An 18,135-nucleotide genomic window follows, 5' to 3' on the forward strand; every position below is an offset into this window, starting at 1 on the left:
GATCACAGCACGGCAATAACAAAGCGGCACCTTGTTCCAAGGTGCCGCTTTCGCGTTGACGCGCAACGCGTGGCGCCTGGCGAATCGCCCGCTGTGGCAGTGCCGCTCAATACATCGAATGATGGTTTTCCTCGATCGCCGCGGCGGTCACCTTGCCGCGCATCACCCGATACACCCAGCCCGTATAGAGCAGGATGACCGGCAGGAACACGATCACCGCGAACAGCATGATCTCGAGCGTCATGCGGCTCGACGCCGAATCCCACAGGGTCAGGCTGCTGCGGCCGTCGAGCGACGAAGGCATGATGAACGGGAACATCGAGAAGCCAGTGGTCAAGATCACGCCGACGATCATCAGCGACGTCGACAGAAACGCCGTCGCCTCTAAGCGCGAACGCGCGAGCAGCGCCGCGAGCACCCCGCCGACGAGAGCCGCGAGCGGCGCCATCACCATCCACGGATAAAGCGCGTAGTTGGTCAGCCACAAACCCGGCGCGCCGATCACGGTCTTCATCAACGGATTGGAGACGGCGTCGAGCGGCGGCGCATCGACGATCTGATAGCCGCCGATCATCGTCGCGACGAGCGCGCCCGCGACGAGGAACAGCACCACCGCGCACAGCGCCGCGAGCCGCAGCGCCTTCGACGCGCGCTCGTGAACCACGCCATCGGTTTTCCACTTGACGAACGCGGCGCCGTGCGCGGCCAGCATCGACACGCTGACGAGACCCGTCAGTAACGCGAACGGATTGAGCAGGCCAAAGAAGCTGCCGTGATAGGTGACGCGCAGGTCGGTATCGAACGAGAACGGCACGCCTTGCAGCAGATTGCCGAACGCGATGCCGATCACGAGCGCCGGTACGAAGCCGCCGATAAAGAGGCCCCAGTCCCACGCGTTGCGCCAGCGCGGATCCTCGCGCTTGCCGCGATAGTCGAAGCCGACCGGGCGGAAGAACAGCGCGAACAGCACGAGCAGCATCGCGAAGTAGAAGCCCGAGAAGGATGCCGCGTAGGCGAGCGGCCACGCGGCGAACATCGCGGCCGCCGCGGTCACGAACCAGACCTGGTTGCCTTCCCATGTTGCGCCGACCGTGTTCACGACGATGCGGCGCTCGGAGTCCGTTTTGGCGATGAACGGCAGCAGGATCGCCGCGCCCATGTCGAAGCCGTCGGTGAGCGCGAAGCCGATCAGCAGTACCCCTATCAAGACCCACCAGATCAGTTTGAGGGCTGCGTAATCCATATGGGTTTCTCCTCCGAGGCGGTGTAGCGGTGCGTCATGCTGCCGTGTTCGACAGTGGCCGCGTCACCGGCTGTTCGTTCTCGTGGTGATAGCGGCCCGTATGCAGCGACGAGGGGCCGAGCCGCGCGTACTTGAACATCAGCATGATCTCGATGACGAACAGCGCCGTGTAGAACAGCACGAAGCCGCCGATGCTCAGATACAGATCGCGCGGCGTCAGCGTCGACACGGCCAGGTTGGTCGGCAGAATGCCCGCGATGCTCCACGGCTGGCGGCCCATTTCGGCGACGATCCAGCCGAGCTCGGCGGCGAGCCACGGCAGCGGAATCGCTATGACCGCCCAGCGCAGGAACCAACGGCGCTTTTCGAGCAGCAGCGTGCGCTGCGCGCAGAACCAGAATGCGAGCACGAAGGTCGCGAGGAACAGCAGCCCAAGGCCGACCATCATGCGAAACGAGAAGAACAGCGGCAGCACCGGCGGAACCGTGGCTCTTGCCGCGGCGGCGATCTGGACTGGTGTCGCGTCGGTGACGTTCGGCGTGAACTGCTTGAGCAGCAGGGCGTAGCCGAGATCGTCCTTGTACTTGTCGAAGGCGGCATGCGCCTCGTCGCTGGAGTCGCCGCCCTTCAACCGCTGCAACGCCGAATAGGCGAGCATGCCGTCCTTGATGCGACCTTCGTTTTCGGCGATCAGGTCGCGCAGGCCGACCACGGGTTCGTCGAGCGAGCGGGTCGCGATGATGCCGAGCGCGTACGGCACACGGATCGCGTAGTCGGTGCGTTGCTCCTTCTGGTTTGGAATACCGAATACCGTGAACGGTGCCGGCGCGGGCGCGGTCTCCCATTCGGATTCGATCGCGGCGAGCTTGATCTGCTGGACTTCACCGGTGCGATAGCCGGATTCGTCGCCGAGCACGATCACGCACAGTGCCGACGCGAGGCCGAAGCCGGCGGCGATTGCGAACGAGCGCAGCGCGAACTCGGTGTCGCGGCGCTTCAACAGATACCACGACGACACGCCGAGCACGAACATCGCCGCGGTCACATAGCCGGCCGACACCGTATGCACGAACTTCACCTGCGCGACCGGATTGAAGATCACCGCGCCGATGCTGTCGAGCTCCATGCGCATCGTCTGGTAGTTGAACTTCGCGCCGACCGGATTATTCATCCAGCCGTTGGCAATCAGAATCCATAGCGCCGACAGGTTCGAACCGAGCGCGACACAGAACGTGACGATCAGATGCTGGACTTTTGACAATCTGTTCCAGCCGAAGAAGAACAGACCGACGAACGTCGATTCGAGGAAGAACGCCATCAGCCCTTCGACGGCTAGCGGCACACCGAAAATGTCGCCGACATAATGCGAGTAATAAGCCCAGTTGGTGCCGAACTGAAACTCGAGCGTGAGGCCGGTCGCGACGCCCATCGCAAAGTTGATGCCGAACAGCTTGCCCCAGAACTGCGTCATGTCCTTGTAGATCTGCTTGCCGGTCATCACATAGACCGACTCCATGATGACGAGCAGCCAGGCGAGGCCGAGCGTCAGCGGCACGAACAGAAAGTGATAAAGCGCCGTGATGGCGAACTGGAGCCGCGACAGTTCTACGACTTCGCTAACGGGCATGTTGATCACCTCGAGACGGATGCGGGACGGGCACCGACAGCAGCGCCTGCGCGACCTGCTCAGGCGGCAGCATCATGTGCTCCGCCTGTGGATGATTGAAGAATGTGAACTTGAGCGCCATCAGCAGTGTGAACTTGATGGCGAGGATGATGGCGATATCGCGCGCGAGCGCTGGATCGCGTACCCACCTGGTGAACCGGCCGCGCCAGCGCGACCGGACAGAGCTGCTGCGATTCAGGGCTATGGTCATGATCGGTCGAAGACGACTTCACGCCGGTGAGCCGGCTGGATCCAGACCGCGCTGGCCGTCAGGCAGTCTGGCGAATGCATGCCGATTGTAGGAGGTGAGCCTCGCGCGCTCCAGTTTAGCCATGCGGCGTCACATCGCAAAACTTGCCGCGTTCACGCAGTATTGCTACCGGATTCTCGATACGTCAAGAAAGGCTTACCGGCCTCGCCTGGGCAACTCGCGGGTCGGCCGACGTGAATGCGCGGCCGCGCGGACCAAAGAGTGGACGAAACGAATAAAAAACCCCGCCGTCTTGCGAGGGCGGGGCTTTGAGCGCCATTTACGCGCGCATGGCTTCGACGCTTTATGCGTATTCGGTCAGCGCACCGCGCATCTTCTTCATCGCGCTGGCTTCGATCTGGCGGATACGTTCGGCCGATACGCCGAATTCATCGGCCAGCTCATGCAACGTCGAGCCGCCCGAGCCGTCGTCAGCCACCTTCAGCCAGCGCGCTTCAATGATGCGGCGGCTGCGCGGATCAAGCGCATCGAGCGCGCTTGCGATGCCGTCGCTTTGCAGCCGGTCGCGCTGGCGCGAAGCCAGCACGGCGGTCGGCTCGCTGTGCGAGTCGGCCAGATAGGCGATCGGCGCATACGACTCTTCACCGTCTTCGACCTGACCTTCGAGCGCGATGTCGCCGCCCGACAGACGCGTTTCCATCTCCGCGACCTCTTCGCGCTTCACGTTCAATTCCTTGGCGAGACCCTCGATCTCATCCGGCGTGAACGCGCCGAGACCTTGCTTGTGGCTGCGCAGGTTGAAGAACAGCTTGCGCTGCGCTTTGGTGGTGGCGACCTTCACCATGCGCCAGTTGCGCAGGATGTATTCATGGATCTCGGCCTTGATCCAGTGCATCGCGTACGACACGAGGCGCACGTTTTGCTCGGGATCGAAGCGCTTGACCGCTTTCATCAGGCCGATGTTGCCTTCCTGGATCAGGTCGGCGTGCGGCAGCCCGTAACCGAGGTAGTTACGCGCGATGGACACGACGAGTCGCAGGTGCGACAGAACGAGGCGGCGCGCCGCCTCCAGATTGTCGTGTTCGCGCAATTCGGTGGCGAACTGGCGTTCTTCCGCCGGCGTCAGCATCGGGATCCGGTTGACCGCCTGGATGTAGGCGTCGATGTTGCCCAGTTGGCCGGACAGCAGCGAGGAATGCGAGAGCGCCAGTGCACCTGCCGAAGCGGCCTTAGCCGACGACGGGCTCAAAGTACTCGGAAGGGTCATTGCATGGCTCACGTGTGAAGCTCCTTTGGAATCAGACAATAGCGTACTCAGTAAACGACTCCAGCGTTGGATGTTAGCACTCTGATCTGCCGAGTGCTAATACTTAGAGGTCGCAGGGGTATCCAAGTTCCCGGAAATCCTATTGACTTTCGTATTTTGATAGTCATCATACGCTCTATTCGGTCTGCCTGTTTGATCTGTAAAAATGAGCACCTCGGGCCACCATCACTCTAATAATCGACTTACGTTTGCTCGCTTCCAAGCGGTTAATTTCATGAAAATCAGCGTTGTTCGTGCCTTGAACGCTGCTCAGCTTGCGCCAAAAATAAAGGAAGCAGTCGCTTAATACGCGCCGGGAGTGAAGGCCGGATTATCCGCGAGGCAGACCACACGTCGCCGGCTATCGCTTCCAGCAAGCTTCAATGGCGGTATCAAAGAGCCGAATCCTGGTATAAATTTCAGCCAGCTATATTTGCAATATCACTTCTGACCGTGGCCGCCTGCGGCTCGCGGTGTGCGAGGGTCTCTGCAATGGCGGCAAAGATGATCGAGGCGATCCGCGGGCTCGAGCGAGAGCGTTTTCGCGCGATGGTCGACGGCGATGGGCAGTCGCTCGACACGCTGCTCGCGGACAATGTGAGCTACGTCCATACGAACGGCAAGCGGGAGACGAAACGGCAGTTCATCGACGGGATCATCGCGGGGCGCCGCCGTTATCGGCAGATCGAAGTGCAGTCGCAGGACGTGTTGCCGGCCGGGCGGGAGACCTACGTGGTCACGGGCCGCGCGCTGATCGAGATGGAGGCGAACAACGGCGCGCTACTGTTTCCGATTGCCTATACCGCGATCCATACGCACGAAGACGGGCAGTGGCGGCTGATCGCATGGCAGGCGACGCGTTGCGCGCTGGAGTGAGATTTTCCTGACGCGGGCGCGCGTCGCGAGCGCGTCCGCGGCGGCAGCGGAATCGGGGTGCGCACTCCGCCGCTGAAGGCTCAACGCTCAGTTCAGACTCAGTCCAGATTTGCGCGCTCACGCCGCTCACGCATTCGTCAGCTTTGTCGCGCCTGTTTGCGGCGGGCTCATCAATGTCCGCATGCGCGTCGCGAGGCTCCCGCACGCCGCGCATCACCAGCTCTCCCGCATACGGATGCCGCGCGGCCACCGGAAGCCGCGTGCAACGCTCCGCCACGCGCCTGACCGTCGTCAGATCCGACAAATCCAGACCGCTGTCGATGCCCATCGCGTCGAGATTCATCGCGAGCGTGACGAGATCGACGTTGCCGGTGCGCTCGCCATTGCCGAACAGACAGAGAACTGCGACGGGGGTGAAGCGAAACTGCGGGAACTACGGGAAGGACCGCCGACGGCAACCGGAGCTGCCAGCGCGCGGCGCTACACGTGACTTACGCCAGGTGTAGCGATAGGGGCCGCGCCAGGCGGCCGGAGATAATTCGGAAGGTGTTCGGAAGGGAATGCATGAGGACAAATGTATGACGGTGTATGTCGGCCTGTAAACCGGCGGGCCGTCAGGCCGCCGTCTTCGCGATATCGACGATCAGCTCGACCTGCCGCTCGATCGCGCCTGGCACCGGCGCTTCGCCGCGCAGCACGGCGTCGATCCAGGCGGCCGTGGTCGCGGCGTCGCGCGCCTCGGGCAGTTCGACTTCGGGCGCATCGGGCGACGAGCGCGCGTGCGGCAGCCGCGTCTCGCAGATGCCGTCATGCAGCCAGTCGACCTGCACCTGGCGGCGCGTATCGGCGACCGCCTCGCCTTCGGTGCCGCGCGCGAGCAGCGCCCCGCCGACGGCCGCATCGGGATGCGTGATGAACAGCTGCGTGAGGCTGTCGCGATACGGCGGATGCGTGTAGTTGACGAGCCGCAGTCCGGCGGGCGCGAAGGGCTGCAGCAGCTTCACGAGCGTATGCGTCGAATTGCGCACGCCCATGCGCCGGCGCAGCGCGAGCAGTCGCGCGAGCTTGGGCGCGAGCACGTCGACCGATGCGAACGCGACGCGGCGCTCGGCGAGTCCCGCTTCGATCTGCGCGCGCGACTGCGCATGGGCGATGCGCAGATGCGTGAAGATTTCCGCGCTCGTCACGCGACCCGGATCGTCGGTGACGCCGTGCACGAGCACGGGCACGCCTTCGCGCGCGAGCAGCAGCGCGAGCAGCGGCACGAGGTTCGGCTGCTTGCGCGCGCCGTTGTACGACGGAATCGATACTGGCCGGAACCGGCCGGGCGGCAGCCGCACCGGCTCGAACGACGTATGCGCGGCGGCCAGCATCGCGGCGAGTTCGTCGGCGGTTTCGCCTTTCACGCGATACGCAAGTAGCACCGCGCCGAGCTCGAGATCGGCGACGCGGCCGTCGAGCATCGCGGTGTAGAGCGCGCGGCTATCGTCGGCGGTCAGCGCGCGGGCGCCGTTCGGGCCGCGGCCGATTTCCTTGATGAATCGGGCGCAGGGGAAGGGGGAAGTGGTATCGGTAGAGTCGGTCATCGGGCGCAAGAGGCGGTGGCGTGCCGCGCTGGGGCGGATCGCTACGCCATTCTGGGAACTGGTCGGTGTGAGTATCGCATCTATGGCGAGCGGGGCGAACAGCAACGAAGCGGGAACTCAGCGACGCGCGACAGTCCGCCTGACACGCACTCGCACGGTGCCGCGCGTTACACTCGATCTTTATCGGCGCGTTGCGGCGTCCATCGGAAACGGAGAACGGGATGAGTTACGTATTTGCACCCTCACCACAGGTCGCGGTGCCGGTCGCGGGGTCGAGCGAGCAGTTCGCGGTGCGGCGCATCTACTGCGTGGGGCGCAACTACGAGGCGCATGCGCGCGAAATGGGCCACGATCCGGACCGCGAGCCGCCGTTCTTCTTCACGAAGCCGGCCGATGCGATCGTCTACGTCGCGCCGGGCACGACCGGCGAATTCCCGTATCCGTCGCAGACGAAGAACGTCCATTTCGAAATGGAAATGGTCGCGGCGATCGGTGAGGGCGGCAAGGACATCCCGGTCGACCGCGCGCTCGGCCACGTGTACGGCTACGCACTCGGTCTCGACATGACGCGCCGCGACCTGCAAGGCGAAGCGAAGAAGATGGGACGTCCGTGGGATACCGGCAAGGGCTTCGATCACTCGGCGCCGCTCGGCCCGATCCATCCGGCCGCGACGGTCGGTCATATCGGCAGGGGCGCGATCTGGCTGTCGGTGAACGGCGAGGACAAGCAGCGCGCGGATGTGTCGCAGCTGATCTGGTCGGTGGCCGAGACGATCGCGTATCTGTCGACGCTGTTCGAACTGCGGGCCGGCGACCTAATTTTCACCGGCACGCCGGAAGGCGTCGGCGCGGTCGTGAAGGGCGACTTGATGAAGGGCGGCGTGGACGGACTCGGCGAGTTCAGCGTGCGCGTCGTCTGAGACGGCTCGCGGGTAGGTGGAGGAGGCAGACAACATGAAGCTCTACAGCTATTTCCGTAGCTCGGCGTCGTATCGCGTGCGCATTGCGCTGAACGTGAAGAACCTGCCGTTCGAGTACGTGCCGGTGCACCTCGTGCGCGAAGGCGGCGAGCAGCTGAAGCCCGAGTATCGCAAGATCAACGCGGACGGTATCGTGCCGACGCTCGCGGACGGCAGCCATTTGCTGCCGCAGTCGCTCGCGATCATCGAGTATCTGGAGGAGACGCATCCCGAGCCGCCGCTGCTGCCCAAGGCGCCGCTCGATCGCGCTTATGTCCGCTCGGTGGCGCTGCAGGTCGCGTGCGAGATTCATCCGCTGAACAATCTGCGCGTGCTGCGGTATCTGAAGCACACGCTGCGAGTCGACGACGACGCGAAGGACGCGTGGTACCGGCACTGGATCGACGCGGGCTTCGCGACGCTGGAGACGCACCTCGCGGGCGACGCGCGCACCGGCAAACTGTGTTTCGGCGACGCACCGACTCTCGCCGACGCGTGCCTGATTCCGCAGGTGTTCAACGCGCAGCGCTTCAAGGTCGACACCGCAAAGTTTCCGACGATCCAGCGCATCTACGATCACGCGATGCAACTCGACGCGTTCGCGCGCGCCGCGCCGGGCGTGCAGCCAGATGCGGAGTGATCGCGTGATCGCGTGACACATCGACTGCGGCTCGAAATGAAAAAAGGGCACTCAACGTAGTGCCCTTTTTCGTTTGTCCGTCGCGATCAGCCGCCCAGCAGCGCGTCCGAAAACTCCTCCGCGCTGAACGGCTGCAGATCTTCGACCTTTTCGCCGACGCCGATGAAATACACCGGAATCGGCCGCTGCCGCGCGATCGCCGCGAGAATGCCGCCCTTCGCGGTGCCGTCGAGCTTGGTGACGATCAGACCGGTGAGGCCGAGCGCGTCGTCGAACGACTTGACCTGGGTGAGCGCGTTCTGACCGGTGTTCGCGTCGATTACGAGCAGCACTTCGTGCGGTGCGCCGTCCTGCGCCTTGCCGATCACGCGCTTCACCTTGCGCAGTTCTTCCATCAGATGCAGCTGCGTGGGCAGGCGGCCGGCCGTGTCGGCCATCATCACGTCGATCTTGCGCGCGCGCGCGGCGCCGACCGCGTCGAAGATCACTGCGGCAGGATCGCCGCTTTCCTGCGCGACCACGGTTACATTGTTGCGCTGGCCCCAGATGGCGAGCTGTTCGCGCGCGGCGGCGCGGAACGTGTCGCCGGCGGCGAGCAGCACCGACTGGTCGAAGCTCTGCAGATGCTTGGCGAGCTTGCCGATGCTCGTGGTTTTGCCCGCGCCGTTGACGCCGGCGATCATCATCACCAGCGGCTGCGCGCGGCCGAGCATCAGCGATTTCTCAAGCGGCTTCAGCAACTCGACGAGCAGCGTGCGCAGCGCGATTTTGACCTGCTGCGGGTCCGTCAGGCGTTCGCTGCGCACTTTCTCGCGCAGCGATTCGAGCAGGAATTCGGTCGCCTCAACGCCGGCGTCCGACATCAGCAGCGCGGTTTCGAGTTCCTCGTACAGGTCCTCGTCGATCTTGGCGCCGACGAAAATGCCGGTCAGGTTCGAACTGGTTTTCGCGAGTCCGGTCTTCAGGCGCGTGAGCCACGAGCGCTTCGCACCGGCGTCCTGCATGGGCGGCGGAACGATTTCGACGGTGTCGAGCGCGGCGTCTTGCGGCTCGGGCTGCGGCTCGATGATGGTCGTGGCCACCACAGGCGGAGCGGCGGCCGCGCCACGCTCGACGGGTTGGACGGGTTGGACGGGCGCAACCGGCTCGACGGGCGCAGCCTCGGCCTCGGGCGTCGCGCCGTCTTGCGCCGCCAGCGATTCGTCTGCGGCGGTATCGGACTCTTTTGAGCCCTTGAATCGTTTGAAAAAGCTGAACATGATCTGACGTATTGGAGGACGCGCCGATGGGCGCAGCCGGCACGGGACCGGCGAAGCGGTGGGCAGCGCCGGAATGCGAAAAGCCGGGGCGCTGGCAGCCGCACATTTTATCAGGCGTGCCGCGGCGCGTCGTATCGGCCGCTCGGCCAGGCTGGACGCGCGCCGCCCCTGTGGTAACGTGGGTGCTCCGGTCCGCGCGCATTGGCGCCGCGGGCGTATTCATCACTCAGCTGAAACTGCACGATACCGCATGCCCCGTTTAGCACCTTCACGCGCTGCTGGCGCTTCGTCCAAAAGCGGCAAGCCGCATGCCATTCGCATCATCGGCGGCGACTGGAAACGCACGCCGCTGCCCGTGCTCGATCTGGACGGTTTGCGCCCGACCCCCGACCGCGTCCGCGAAACGCTGTTCAACTGGCTCGGCCAGCGTCTGGACGGCCAACACTGCCTCGATCTGTTCGCCGGTAGCGGCGCGCTCGGCTTCGAAGCCGCGTCTCGCGGCGCGGCTCGCGTGCTGATGGTGGAGCGCCATGCGCGCGCCGCCGCCCAGTTGCGCGCGAACCAGCAGCGGCTCGATGCACGCATGATCGAAATCGCCGAGGCGGACGGCTTGCGTCTTGCGGCGAGTCTTGCGCCCGCCTCGTTCGACGTCGTGTTCATCGATCCGCCGTTCGATGCCCACCTGCTCGGCAAGGCGCTCGCGGTGGCCGTGCCGCTGGTGCGCGCCGACGGCTATCTTTATGTCGAGGCCGGTGAAGCGCTCGAACCGGCCGCTCACGAGCCGCTCACGGGCTGGGAGGTCGTGCGGGAGGACAAAGCGGGCGCTGTGCACTTTCATTTGCTGCAGCGCGAAAATAAGGAATAATGCGCGTTCCAAAAAAGGGCCGGGCGGTTTATCGTCATCCGGGCCGGTGCCAGATGCGTCGCGTGGACGCTTGGACGTGCCCTTTTGTCTGAAAAGAGGAGAAGTCTCATGGTAGTCGCCGTGTACCCGGGCACGTTCGACCCGCTGACGCGCGGTCACGAAGACCTCGTTCGGCGCGCGTCGAGCATTTTCGACACGCTGGTGGTGGGTGTGGCGGACAGCCGTGCCAAGAAGCCGTTTTTCACTCTCCAGGAGCGCCTCGCGATTGCGCATGAAGTGCTCGGCCACTACCCGAACGTCCAGGTAATGAGCTTCAAGGGATTGCTCAAGGACTTCGTGCGGACCAACAACGCGCGGGTGATCGTCAGGGGTCTTCGCGCGGTGTCGGACTTCGAATACGAGTTCCAGATGGCCGGCATGAACCGCTATCTGCTGCCCGACGTCGAGACGATGTTCATGACGCCGTCCGATCAGTACCAGTTCATCTCGGGCACGATCGTGCGCGAGATCGCGCAATTGGGCGGCGACGTCAGCAAGTTCGTGTTCCCATCGGTCGAAAAATGGCTGAAGGAGAAAGTCGCGTCGCTCGATCCGCAGGATGGCGCTCAAGCGACGTGAGCACGAGTCGCGCGAACGGCCCGTTTTGACGGATCAAAACCGGCCAGGCCCCGGAAAATTCATGGCTGCCGTGGGCACTCGAAGCAGGGCTCGCCGTCGATAACTCGATCCGTTACCCGGGCTAGTTCGGTCGGCTGTACATCGGCGCCATGTACTCGTTCGGTAACAGCGAGAAGATAACCGGCGCCGATGGCTTCTCTGGCGGATCGCTGCTTCGGTGCTGCTATCCACCGCGTGCTATTACGATCACATGCGCAACGGGGCTACGACAAGCGGGATATTGGGCGAGGGCAATCGATATGCCTTTGTCCAATTCGCCGGGTATGAACTGACGAAGTGCACAGAACTTTACGGTACGGTGGATTTCAACAGGATGACAGGTGCCGCGTACGTGGAATTGCCCGGGCCGAGTAACCAGACGGGCGTTGCAATCGGAATGAGGAGCTTTTCTAGTCGGACAGTGCCGGCATAACCGACGCAGAGCAATGTCAGCTACCCTTCGCGGCTTTGGTGAACGCCTCGGCAAGTTTGTCAAAGTGTTTGAGGGCCGCGGGCGTTAGCTCGACCTGTTTGCGGCGAGCGTCTTCAGTGTCGTTGAGAAGGAGCCAGCCCTTTTCGCGCATTGACGTGATACGGGCATGCAAGGTCGCCGGCGATCCGAGCGCGCTTTGCGCCATCATGTCTCGGACCGACAGCCGCTCGTTTTTTTGCCTCACGCGAGCAACGAATTCCAGGATTCTTTCTTCGAGGGGATCGAGCGCGGGAAGTGAGGGAAGACCTCGCAGTGCTTCGGTCAGTTGAAGAAATCGAAGATAGATATCAGCAGGGCGGGTCATGACCATCGCTCCAACGAAAACGCCGCTAACCCGAGCGCGGAAAGCGAACCGTGATGCTGCCCAGCGACAACCGGGCTCACCTATTTTATCTCCATGTCTAGCTTACGTTTACGTTTCCTCTCGGTCGTGGGCACGGCCATCGTGTTCGTGTTGTCGCTGTGGATCAACCAGGAAGTCTTCACGCATACCGAGTTCGTCCGGGGCGTGAACTGGATCTACCTGCCGTCAGGCGTCAGACTGCTGAGCACCCTGCTTTTGGGCGGTGATGGCGCAATCGGCTTGCTATTGGCGAGCTGGCTCGTCGACTTTTTCTACTTCTTCCCGCACGACCCTGTTCGATCAATCGCCGGCGGAATCATCGCCACCGTGGCGCCGTACGCGGTGTATCGCCTCGCAAGGGAGTGGTATGGATTGAATGCTTTGCTGACCAACCTCACCGCGAAGCGACTACTCGTACTGGCGCTCGCGTATTCGATCGCGAATCCGCTGTTACATCACATCTGGTTCGCGTTGCAGGGAAACACACACGAGCTTGTCCAAAGCTTCTTCCTGATGTGTGCCGGCGATCTGTCCGGCGCGCTCATCATGCTGTACGTCGTGAAGGGCGTCCTCGCGCTGCTGCCGACGCAAGGAACTTCGCGCGCCTGAGTCTGGCGTCGGCTTTTGCCGCCAGATTGGCGCTGACGGACCGTGGGTCGATGATCGGCTTGCCGAGCGTGACGGCTTGATAGGTCACACGTACCTGCACGGCATCACCGCCCTGATTGACGACGGTGCAAAGGGCGCGTGGTGATGAATGGATATGAAAATCGCCTTCGGCGCGTCCTCGCTATCGAACAAGTATCGACGTACTTCTTCCGCTACGCGTGTGCTGCGAAGTTCCAGGATGCTGGCGCGAGATTGCACCAGCGTGCGGCAGGCGGAAAAGCTATAATATGTTGTTTTTTCGACGAAAGTTGGTGGCAGCATGGCTCTGATGATTACCGACGAGTGCATCAATTGCGACGTCTGCGAGCCCGAGTGCCCGAACGACGCGATTTCGATGGGCCCGGACATCTATGTGATCGACCCGAAGAAGTGCACCGAGTGCGTCGGTCATTTTGACGAGCCGCAGTGCATTCAGGTGTGCCCGGTCGAGTGCATCCCGCGTGACCCGAACCACCCGGAAACGCGCGAAGGCTTGATGGCGAAATATCACGCGTTGCAGGCTGCCAAGGGCGCCTGAAGTTCGCGGGTAACGCATAAAAGAAAACGGCGAAGGCTTGCGGGCCTTCGCCGTTTTTTTCGGCGGCGTTTCCGTTATCCGACGTAAGCGCTGAAAATGCCGCGCAGTGCGTCGAGCAGGATGTCGCATTCGGTGTCGGTGCCGACCGAGATCCGCAGATGTTGGTCAATGCGCGGTGCGTTGAAATGCCGCACGAAAATTTCCTTTTCCCGCAGCCGCGACGCGAGCGTCGCCGCGTCGTAGCCTTCATGCCGCGCGAACAGCAGATTCGCGGCCGACGGTACCACCTCAAAGCCGAGCGCGGTCAATTCCGCGGCGAGCCGTTCGCGGCTCGCGATCACTTTCGCGCAGCATTCGCGAAACCACGCGTCGTCTTCGTAGGCTGCGGTAGCCGCGGCTTGCGCGAGCTTGTCGAGTGGGTACGAATTGAAGCTGTCCTTCACGCGATTGAGCGCATCGATCAGCGCCGCGTCGCCAAACGCAAAGCCGACGCGCATGCCAGCGAGTGAACGCGACTTCGACACCGTCTGCACGACGAGCAGATTCGGATAGCGGTCGATCAGCGCAATCGCCGACTCGGCGCCGAAGTCGACATAGGCTTCGTCGATGACCACGACCGAATCAGGATGGCTCGCGACGAGGCGTTCGATTTCCGCGAGCGGCAGCGGACGGCCGGTCGGCGCGTTCGGATTCGGAAACAGGATGCCGCCATTCGGCACCGCGTAGTCGTTAATGTTGATCGCGAAGCGGTCGTCGAGCGGAACGGTGCGGTAGTCGACTTCGAACAGCTTCGCGTAGGTCGGATAGAAGCTGTAGGTGATGTCGGGAAACAGCAGCGGTTCGTCATGCTTGAGCAAAGCCTGGAACGTCAGCGCGAGCACTTCGTCCGAGCCGTTGCCCGCGAATACCTGATCGGCGCGGATGCCGTGATACGCGGCCACCGTTTCGCGCAGCTTGCGCGCGCTCGGATCGGGATAGCGGCGAAGTGCGTCGGCCGTGTCACCGAGCTCGCGGCGGATCGCGTCGAGCACGCGTGGCGACGGCGGATACGGATTCTCGTTGGTGTTCAGCTTCACCGGATGCGCGAGCGCGGGCTGCTCGCCCGGCACATAAGGCGTCAGACGGTGAACGATGTCGCTCCAGTAGCGGCTCAAGCGATTCTCCTCGCGAGGTCGATTGCGGATCTCGATGAATGCGGCGCGCGTCAGCTGTTGTTGCGATGCAGTTGCATCATCGCGCGTTCCAGCTCGCCCTTGATGACCTGCGGCATCACCGCGAGCGCACGCTCGATCGACGCATCGATCACCTCCTGCTCTTCGCGCCGCGGCGGCTTTAGTACGTAGTTCGCAACGTCCGGCTTCGCGCCGGCGCGCGCGCTCTCGGGAATCAGATCGCGCGGATGGCCGATGCCGATCCGCAGCCGCCAGTATTGCTGGGACGACAGATGCGCGCTGATGTCCTTGAGCCCGTTATGCCCGCCGCTGCCACCGCCGAGCTTCAGCTTGACGCTGCCGGGTGGCATGTCGAGCTCGTCGTGCGCGACGAGGATCTCGTCGGGAAGGATCTTGAAGAATTGCGCGAGCGCGACGACCGATTGGCCAGAGCGGTTCATATAGGTCTGCGGCTCGAGCAGATGCACTTCCTCGCCATGCAGCCGCGCCTTCGCGTAGAAGCCGTGAAAGCGTCGCTCGTCGCGCAGCGTCGTGCCTGACTCCCGCGCGAGTTGATCGACCAGCCAGAAGCCGGCGTTGTGACGCGTCGCGGTGTATTCGGCGCCCGGATTGCCGAGCCCGACGATCAGCTTGATCATGATTGCGTGAGTCCACCAGGTCTGGAAGTGAAACAGCAGCCGGAATGAAAAGCCGAAAAAAAACCCGCCAGGGCGAACCTCGGCGGGTCACATCGACCGTTTCATCGGAAACGGATCGAGAGGATTGCTTGCTTCGAACCGGAAGGCTCTCAAGCAGCCGGCGTTTCGCCGCCTTCAGCAGCAGCCGCGTCTTCAGCGATTGCGCCAGCCGGAATCGTTGCAGCAGCGACCACCGGGTTTTCCGCGTCGACGTGGGCGACGAGCGCCACACCTGCCGGCAACGGGATGTCCTTCGCGTGAACCGATTGACCTGCTTCGATCTTCGCGAGGTCGACTTCGATGAATTCCGGCAGCGCCGACGGCAAGCACTCGATTTCGATTTCGTTGATGATGTGCGAAATCACCGCGCTCGACAGCTTCACTGCAGGGTTGATTTCCTGGTTCAAGAAGTGCAGCGGCACCTTGGTGTGCAGCTTCTTCGTCGCGTCGACCCGCTGAAAGTCCACGTGCAGCACGAGCTGACGGAACGGGTGGTATTGCACGTCGCGCAGCAGAACCTGTTGCGACTTGCCGGCCACTTCCAGATCGAGGATCGACGAGTGGAAAACTTCTTTCTTCAGCGCGTGCCACAGGGCGTTGTGATCGAGTTCGATCAGTTGCGTGTCAGCACCGGCGCCATAAACGATACCCGGGGTCTTGCCCGAGTTACGCAGGCGGCGGCTCGCACCCGTACCTTGCAGGGAACGCTCGAAAGCGACTACTTTCATGTTGAATCTCCAATGCACTGCCCGCGACCAGGCAGCAAAAACAAGGCCTCGAAGCCGTAATGGCTGAGGCCCGGGATAGCGGCACGAACCTTCGTTCGTTCATGCCGATTGTGCAAAAACGCCGCGTGTCGCACGAAGCGGTACGCGGCATCTTCACAAATGCTTAACTTTCAGCGAACAGCGACATCACCGAATCGCCGCGGCGGATGCGCGAGAACGTTTCGGCTAGCAGGCCGGCGCTCGTCAGCGAACGGATCTTCGCGCACGAACGGGCTTCTTCGCCGAGCGGGATCGTGTCCGTGACCACGAGTTCGTCGAGTGCGGAAGCGGCGATGCGCTCGCCCGCGCCGCCCGACAGAACCGGGTGGGTAGCGTACGCGAACACCTGCTTCGCGCCACGCTCCTTCAGAACCTGCGCGGCCTTGCACAGCGTGCCTGCCGTGTCGACCATGTCGTCCATGATCACGCAGGTGCGGCCTTCGACTTCACCGATGATGTTCATCACTTCGGCGACATTCGCCTTCGGGCGACGCTTGTCGATGATCGCGAGATCGCAATTGAGCTGCTTCGCCAATGCACGGGCGCGCACCACGCCGCCGACGTCCGGCGAAACGACCAGCAGGTTCTCGTAGTTCTGCTTGCGCAGATCGCCAAGCAACACGGGCGTTGCGTAGATGTTGTCGACCGGGATGTCGAAGAAGCCTTGAATCTGGTCGGCGTGCAGATCCATCGTGATGATCCGCTCGACGCCGGCGATTTCCAGCATGTTAGCCACGACCTTCGCCGAAATGGCGACGCGCGCCGAGCGCGGGCGACGATCCTGACGGGCATAACCGAAGTAGGGGATGGCTGCGGTGATCCGGCCTGCGGATGCGCGTTTGAGCGCATCGACCATGATCATCAGTTCCATCAGATTGTCGTTCGTCGGTGCACACGTGGATTGCAGGACGAAGACATCCTTGCCGCGCACGTTTTCCTGAATCTCAACCTGGATTTCACCGTCCGAGAAACGGCTAACCATTGCTTTGCCGAGGGGAATACCGAGGTTTTTGACGACTTCCTGAGCAAGCGCGGGATTTGCGTTGCCAGTAAAAACCATCAGGCCGTCATGGCTGCTCATCGTGCACCTACTTCAGGCTGGGGGCGGGAGAAATGCGAACTACAGCGAACTACGAGAATTTTTGGCAGGGGAGAAAGGATTCGAACCTTTGCATGCCGGAATCAAAATCCGGTGCCTTAACCAGCTTGGCGACTCCCCTACACTGACTTTGAGCTCCGCCGAACGTGGAGTTTCGTTCGACGATGCAAAACTTATGACGCGAAAGCAAAGAGTGGATGCAAATCCAGGCCCGCTGCTACTGCACTGTTCCAATCGCCGGGCAGTTTGGCTTGCGCCGCTTCTGCTTCAGCTTTACTACGGAACGCTGCAAAAACACTTGCACCTGATCCGGACATCCGCGCTGGAGCGATGTTTTCAAACCACCGCAACACTTGCGCCACCTCCGCGTACTTTCCTACGACAACCTGCTGCATGTCATTCCGGCCGAAGCTTTCTGGCCATTCAGTGTTGCAGCTATGTTCTGCAGGAAAGTCCGTAATTATGAGAGGCTTTGTATCTCTTGTCAACGCTTTCTGGGAAAAAATCGCTGCAGTTGGAACCTGCACCCTCGGCGTCACAACCAGGAAGTAACGCGGCGGCAATTGTACAACGTCTAAAGATTCTCCGACACCCTCTGCGAACGCATTTCTTCCAAATACAAAGAAAGGTACGTCCGCGCCGAGCTTCAACGCGAGATCCTGCAATTCCTGGCGCGGCAGATTGAGCTTCCACAAGCGATTGAGCGCGAGCAGCGTCGTCGCCGCGTCGGAGCTGCCGCCGCCGAGACCCGCGCCCATCGGCAGGCGCTTGTCGATTTCGATATCGACGCCTTCGCCGGAGTTCGTATGCGCCTTCAGCAACGTCGCGGCACGCACGGTCAGGTCGTGCTCGGGCGGGACGTTTGCGATTTCGGTGCGGCGCGTGATGAGACCGTCGTCGCGTCGCGTGAAGTGCAGCGTGTCGCCCCAGTCAAGCAACTGGAAGACCGTTTGCAGCGTGTGATAACCATCCGGCCGACGACCAGTGATGTGCAGAAAGAGATTGAGTTTCGCTGGCGCGAAACAGTCGCGCAGCGAATTGCTTGTTTCGATCATGAGTGAAGGCTACATGCGCCACAGTGGCGCCAAACGGGTAGCAAGGTTACGTGAGCGAATGCCGGGGTAAAAGCC

General features: G+C 62.5%; 19 protein-coding genes, 1 tRNA gene and 3 pseudogenes. 9 read left to right on the forward strand and 14 right to left on the reverse strand.

Features of this window, described 5'->3' with window-relative positions; translation table 11 throughout:
• Window positions 1-106 precede the first annotated feature (106 nt).
• From cydB to rpoH, 4 genes are all read right to left on the reverse strand, one after another.
• Window positions 107-1,243 carry a cytochrome d ubiquinol oxidase subunit II gene (gene cydB, locus OKW43_RS15430; protein WP_429448284.1) on the reverse strand — a complete coding sequence of 379 codons (1,137 nt, stop codon included), beginning with the start codon at window positions 1,241-1,243 and terminating at the stop codon, window positions 107-109.
• Window positions 1,244-1,277: 34 nt separating this feature from the next.
• Window positions 1,278-2,870 carry a cytochrome ubiquinol oxidase subunit I gene (locus OKW43_RS15435; RefSeq protein ID WP_429448286.1) on the reverse strand — a complete coding sequence of 531 codons (1,593 nt, stop codon included), beginning with the start codon at window positions 2,868-2,870 and terminating at the stop codon, window positions 1,278-1,280.
• A complete protein-coding gene (gene cydP / locus OKW43_RS15440; RefSeq protein ID WP_429448288.1) occupies window positions 2,860-3,120 on the reverse strand; it encodes a cytochrome oxidase putative small subunit CydP in 261 nt (86 codons plus the stop codon). The genes OKW43_RS15435 and cydP overlap by 11 nt, the downstream gene beginning before the upstream one ends.
• A 343-nt stretch (window positions 3,121-3,463) precedes the next feature.
• Complete coding sequence (rpoH, locus tag OKW43_RS15445; RefSeq protein WP_176109632.1) at window positions 3,464-4,399, reverse strand: RNA polymerase sigma factor RpoH; 936 nt, start codon at window positions 4,397-4,399, stop codon at window positions 3,464-3,466.
• Between the two features lie 383 nt (window positions 4,400-4,782).
• On the opposite strand from rpoH, the pseudogene OKW43_RS15450 reads away from it, so the two are divergent.
• Both OKW43_RS15450 and OKW43_RS15455 read left to right on the forward strand, forming a co-directional pair.
• Window positions 4,783-4,877, forward strand: a pseudogene (locus OKW43_RS15450) (acyloxyacyl hydrolase); the annotation flags it as partial.
• 41 nt (window positions 4,878-4,918) lie between these two features.
• The gene (locus OKW43_RS15455; protein WP_062125919.1) at window positions 4,919-5,302 is read left to right on the forward strand and encodes a nuclear transport factor 2 family protein; all 384 of its coding nucleotides are present in this window, start codon (window positions 4,919-4,921) and stop codon (window positions 5,300-5,302) included.
• A 214-nt stretch (window positions 5,303-5,516) separates the two neighbouring features.
• Here the strand turns inward: OKW43_RS15455 and OKW43_RS15460 are convergent.
• A pseudogene (locus OKW43_RS15460) lies at window positions 5,517-5,699 on the reverse strand (2-isopropylmalate synthase); the annotation flags it as partial.
• A 217-nt stretch (window positions 5,700-5,916) separates the two neighbouring features.
• The gene (gene ybiB, locus OKW43_RS15465) at window positions 5,917-6,888 is read right to left on the reverse strand and encodes a DNA-binding protein YbiB (RefSeq protein WP_187634006.1); all 972 of its coding nucleotides are present in this window, start codon (window positions 6,886-6,888) and stop codon (window positions 5,917-5,919) included.
• 221 nt (window positions 6,889-7,109) lie between these two features.
• Between ybiB and OKW43_RS15470 the strand changes: the two genes are divergently transcribed.
• Window positions 7,110-7,808, forward strand: coding sequence for a fumarylacetoacetate hydrolase family protein (locus OKW43_RS15470; protein ID WP_187634005.1), 699 nt, complete (start codon window positions 7,110-7,112; stop codon window positions 7,806-7,808).
• A 34-nt stretch (window positions 7,809-7,842) separates the two neighbouring features.
• Complete coding sequence (gene maiA, locus OKW43_RS15475; RefSeq protein ID WP_187634004.1) at window positions 7,843-8,487, forward strand: maleylacetoacetate isomerase; 645 nt, start codon at window positions 7,843-7,845, stop codon at window positions 8,485-8,487.
• A gap of 86 nt (window positions 8,488-8,573) precedes the next feature.
• Here maiA and ftsY read toward each other — a convergent pair whose 3' ends face one another.
• A complete protein-coding gene (ftsY, locus tag OKW43_RS15480) occupies window positions 8,574-9,746 on the reverse strand; it encodes a signal recognition particle-docking protein FtsY (protein WP_187634003.1) in 1,173 nt (390 codons plus the stop codon).
• 250 nt (window positions 9,747-9,996) lie between these two features.
• Between ftsY and rsmD the strand changes: the two genes are divergently transcribed.
• The 3 genes and pseudogenes from rsmD to OKW43_RS15495 form a co-directional block, all read left to right on the forward strand.
• The gene (rsmD, locus tag OKW43_RS15485; RefSeq protein WP_187634002.1) at window positions 9,997-10,611 is read left to right on the forward strand and encodes a 16S rRNA (guanine(966)-N(2))-methyltransferase RsmD; all 615 of its coding nucleotides are present in this window, start codon (window positions 9,997-9,999) and stop codon (window positions 10,609-10,611) included.
• A 108-nt stretch (window positions 10,612-10,719) separates the two neighbouring features.
• A complete protein-coding gene (gene coaD, locus OKW43_RS15490; protein WP_027199615.1) occupies window positions 10,720-11,229 on the forward strand; it encodes a pantetheine-phosphate adenylyltransferase in 510 nt (169 codons plus the stop codon).
• Between the two features lie 229 nt (window positions 11,230-11,458).
• Window positions 11,459-11,701: pseudogene (locus OKW43_RS15495) on the forward strand (hypothetical protein); the annotation flags it as partial.
• 16 nt (window positions 11,702-11,717) lie between these two features.
• Here OKW43_RS15495 and OKW43_RS15500 read toward each other — a convergent pair.
• On the reverse strand, window positions 11,718-12,065 hold the full coding sequence (locus tag OKW43_RS15500; RefSeq protein ID WP_187634001.1) for a winged helix-turn-helix domain-containing protein: 348 nt from the start codon (window positions 12,063-12,065) through the stop codon (window positions 11,718-11,720).
• A 93-nt stretch (window positions 12,066-12,158) separates the two neighbouring features.
• Here OKW43_RS15500 and OKW43_RS15505 point away from each other — a divergent pair, with 93 nt between their 5' ends.
• Both OKW43_RS15505 and OKW43_RS15510 read left to right on the forward strand, forming a co-directional pair.
• Window positions 12,159-12,713 (forward strand): hypothetical protein, encoded by a 555-nt coding sequence (locus OKW43_RS15505; protein WP_187634000.1) that lies wholly within the window; start codon window positions 12,159-12,161, stop codon window positions 12,711-12,713.
• Window positions 12,714-13,032: 319 nt separating this feature from the next.
• Complete coding sequence (locus OKW43_RS15510; protein ID WP_187633999.1) at window positions 13,033-13,290, forward strand: YfhL family 4Fe-4S dicluster ferredoxin; 258 nt, start codon at window positions 13,033-13,035, stop codon at window positions 13,288-13,290.
• A gap of 74 nt (window positions 13,291-13,364) precedes the next feature.
• On the opposite strand, the gene hisC is transcribed toward OKW43_RS15510, so the two are convergent.
• The 6 genes from hisC to ispE form a co-directional block, all read right to left on the reverse strand.
• On the reverse strand, window positions 13,365-14,444 hold the full coding sequence (hisC, locus tag OKW43_RS15515; RefSeq protein ID WP_429448294.1) for a histidinol-phosphate transaminase: 1,080 nt from the start codon (window positions 14,442-14,444) through the stop codon (window positions 13,365-13,367).
• Window positions 14,445-14,494: 50 nt separating this feature from the next.
• Window positions 14,495-15,100, reverse strand: coding sequence for an aminoacyl-tRNA hydrolase (gene pth, locus OKW43_RS15520; RefSeq protein WP_187633997.1), 606 nt, complete (start codon window positions 15,098-15,100; stop codon window positions 14,495-14,497).
• A gap of 149 nt (window positions 15,101-15,249) precedes the next feature.
• The gene (locus OKW43_RS15525) at window positions 15,250-15,867 is read right to left on the reverse strand and encodes a 50S ribosomal protein L25/general stress protein Ctc (protein WP_187633996.1); all 618 of its coding nucleotides are present in this window, start codon (window positions 15,865-15,867) and stop codon (window positions 15,250-15,252) included.
• A 163-nt stretch (window positions 15,868-16,030) separates the two neighbouring features.
• Window positions 16,031-16,987: a ribose-phosphate pyrophosphokinase gene (locus OKW43_RS15530; RefSeq protein WP_062125957.1), complete on the reverse strand. Its 957-nt coding sequence runs from the start codon at window positions 16,985-16,987 to the stop codon at window positions 16,031-16,033.
• Between the two features lie 62 nt (window positions 16,988-17,049).
• Window positions 17,050-17,126: transfer RNA gene (locus OKW43_RS15535), tRNA-Gln, on the reverse strand.
• Between the two features lie 52 nt (window positions 17,127-17,178).
• On the reverse strand, window positions 17,179-18,060 hold the full coding sequence (ispE, locus tag OKW43_RS15540; RefSeq protein ID WP_429448297.1) for a 4-(cytidine 5'-diphospho)-2-C-methyl-D-erythritol kinase: 882 nt from the start codon (window positions 18,058-18,060) through the stop codon (window positions 17,179-17,181).
• Between the last annotated feature and the right edge of the window lie 75 nt (window positions 18,061-18,135).

The sequence above is a fragment of the Paraburkholderia sp. WC7.3g genome, assembly GCF_050436345.1.
GTDB classification, from domain to species: Bacteria; Pseudomonadota; Gammaproteobacteria; order Burkholderiales; family Burkholderiaceae; genus Paraburkholderia; species Paraburkholderia podalyriae.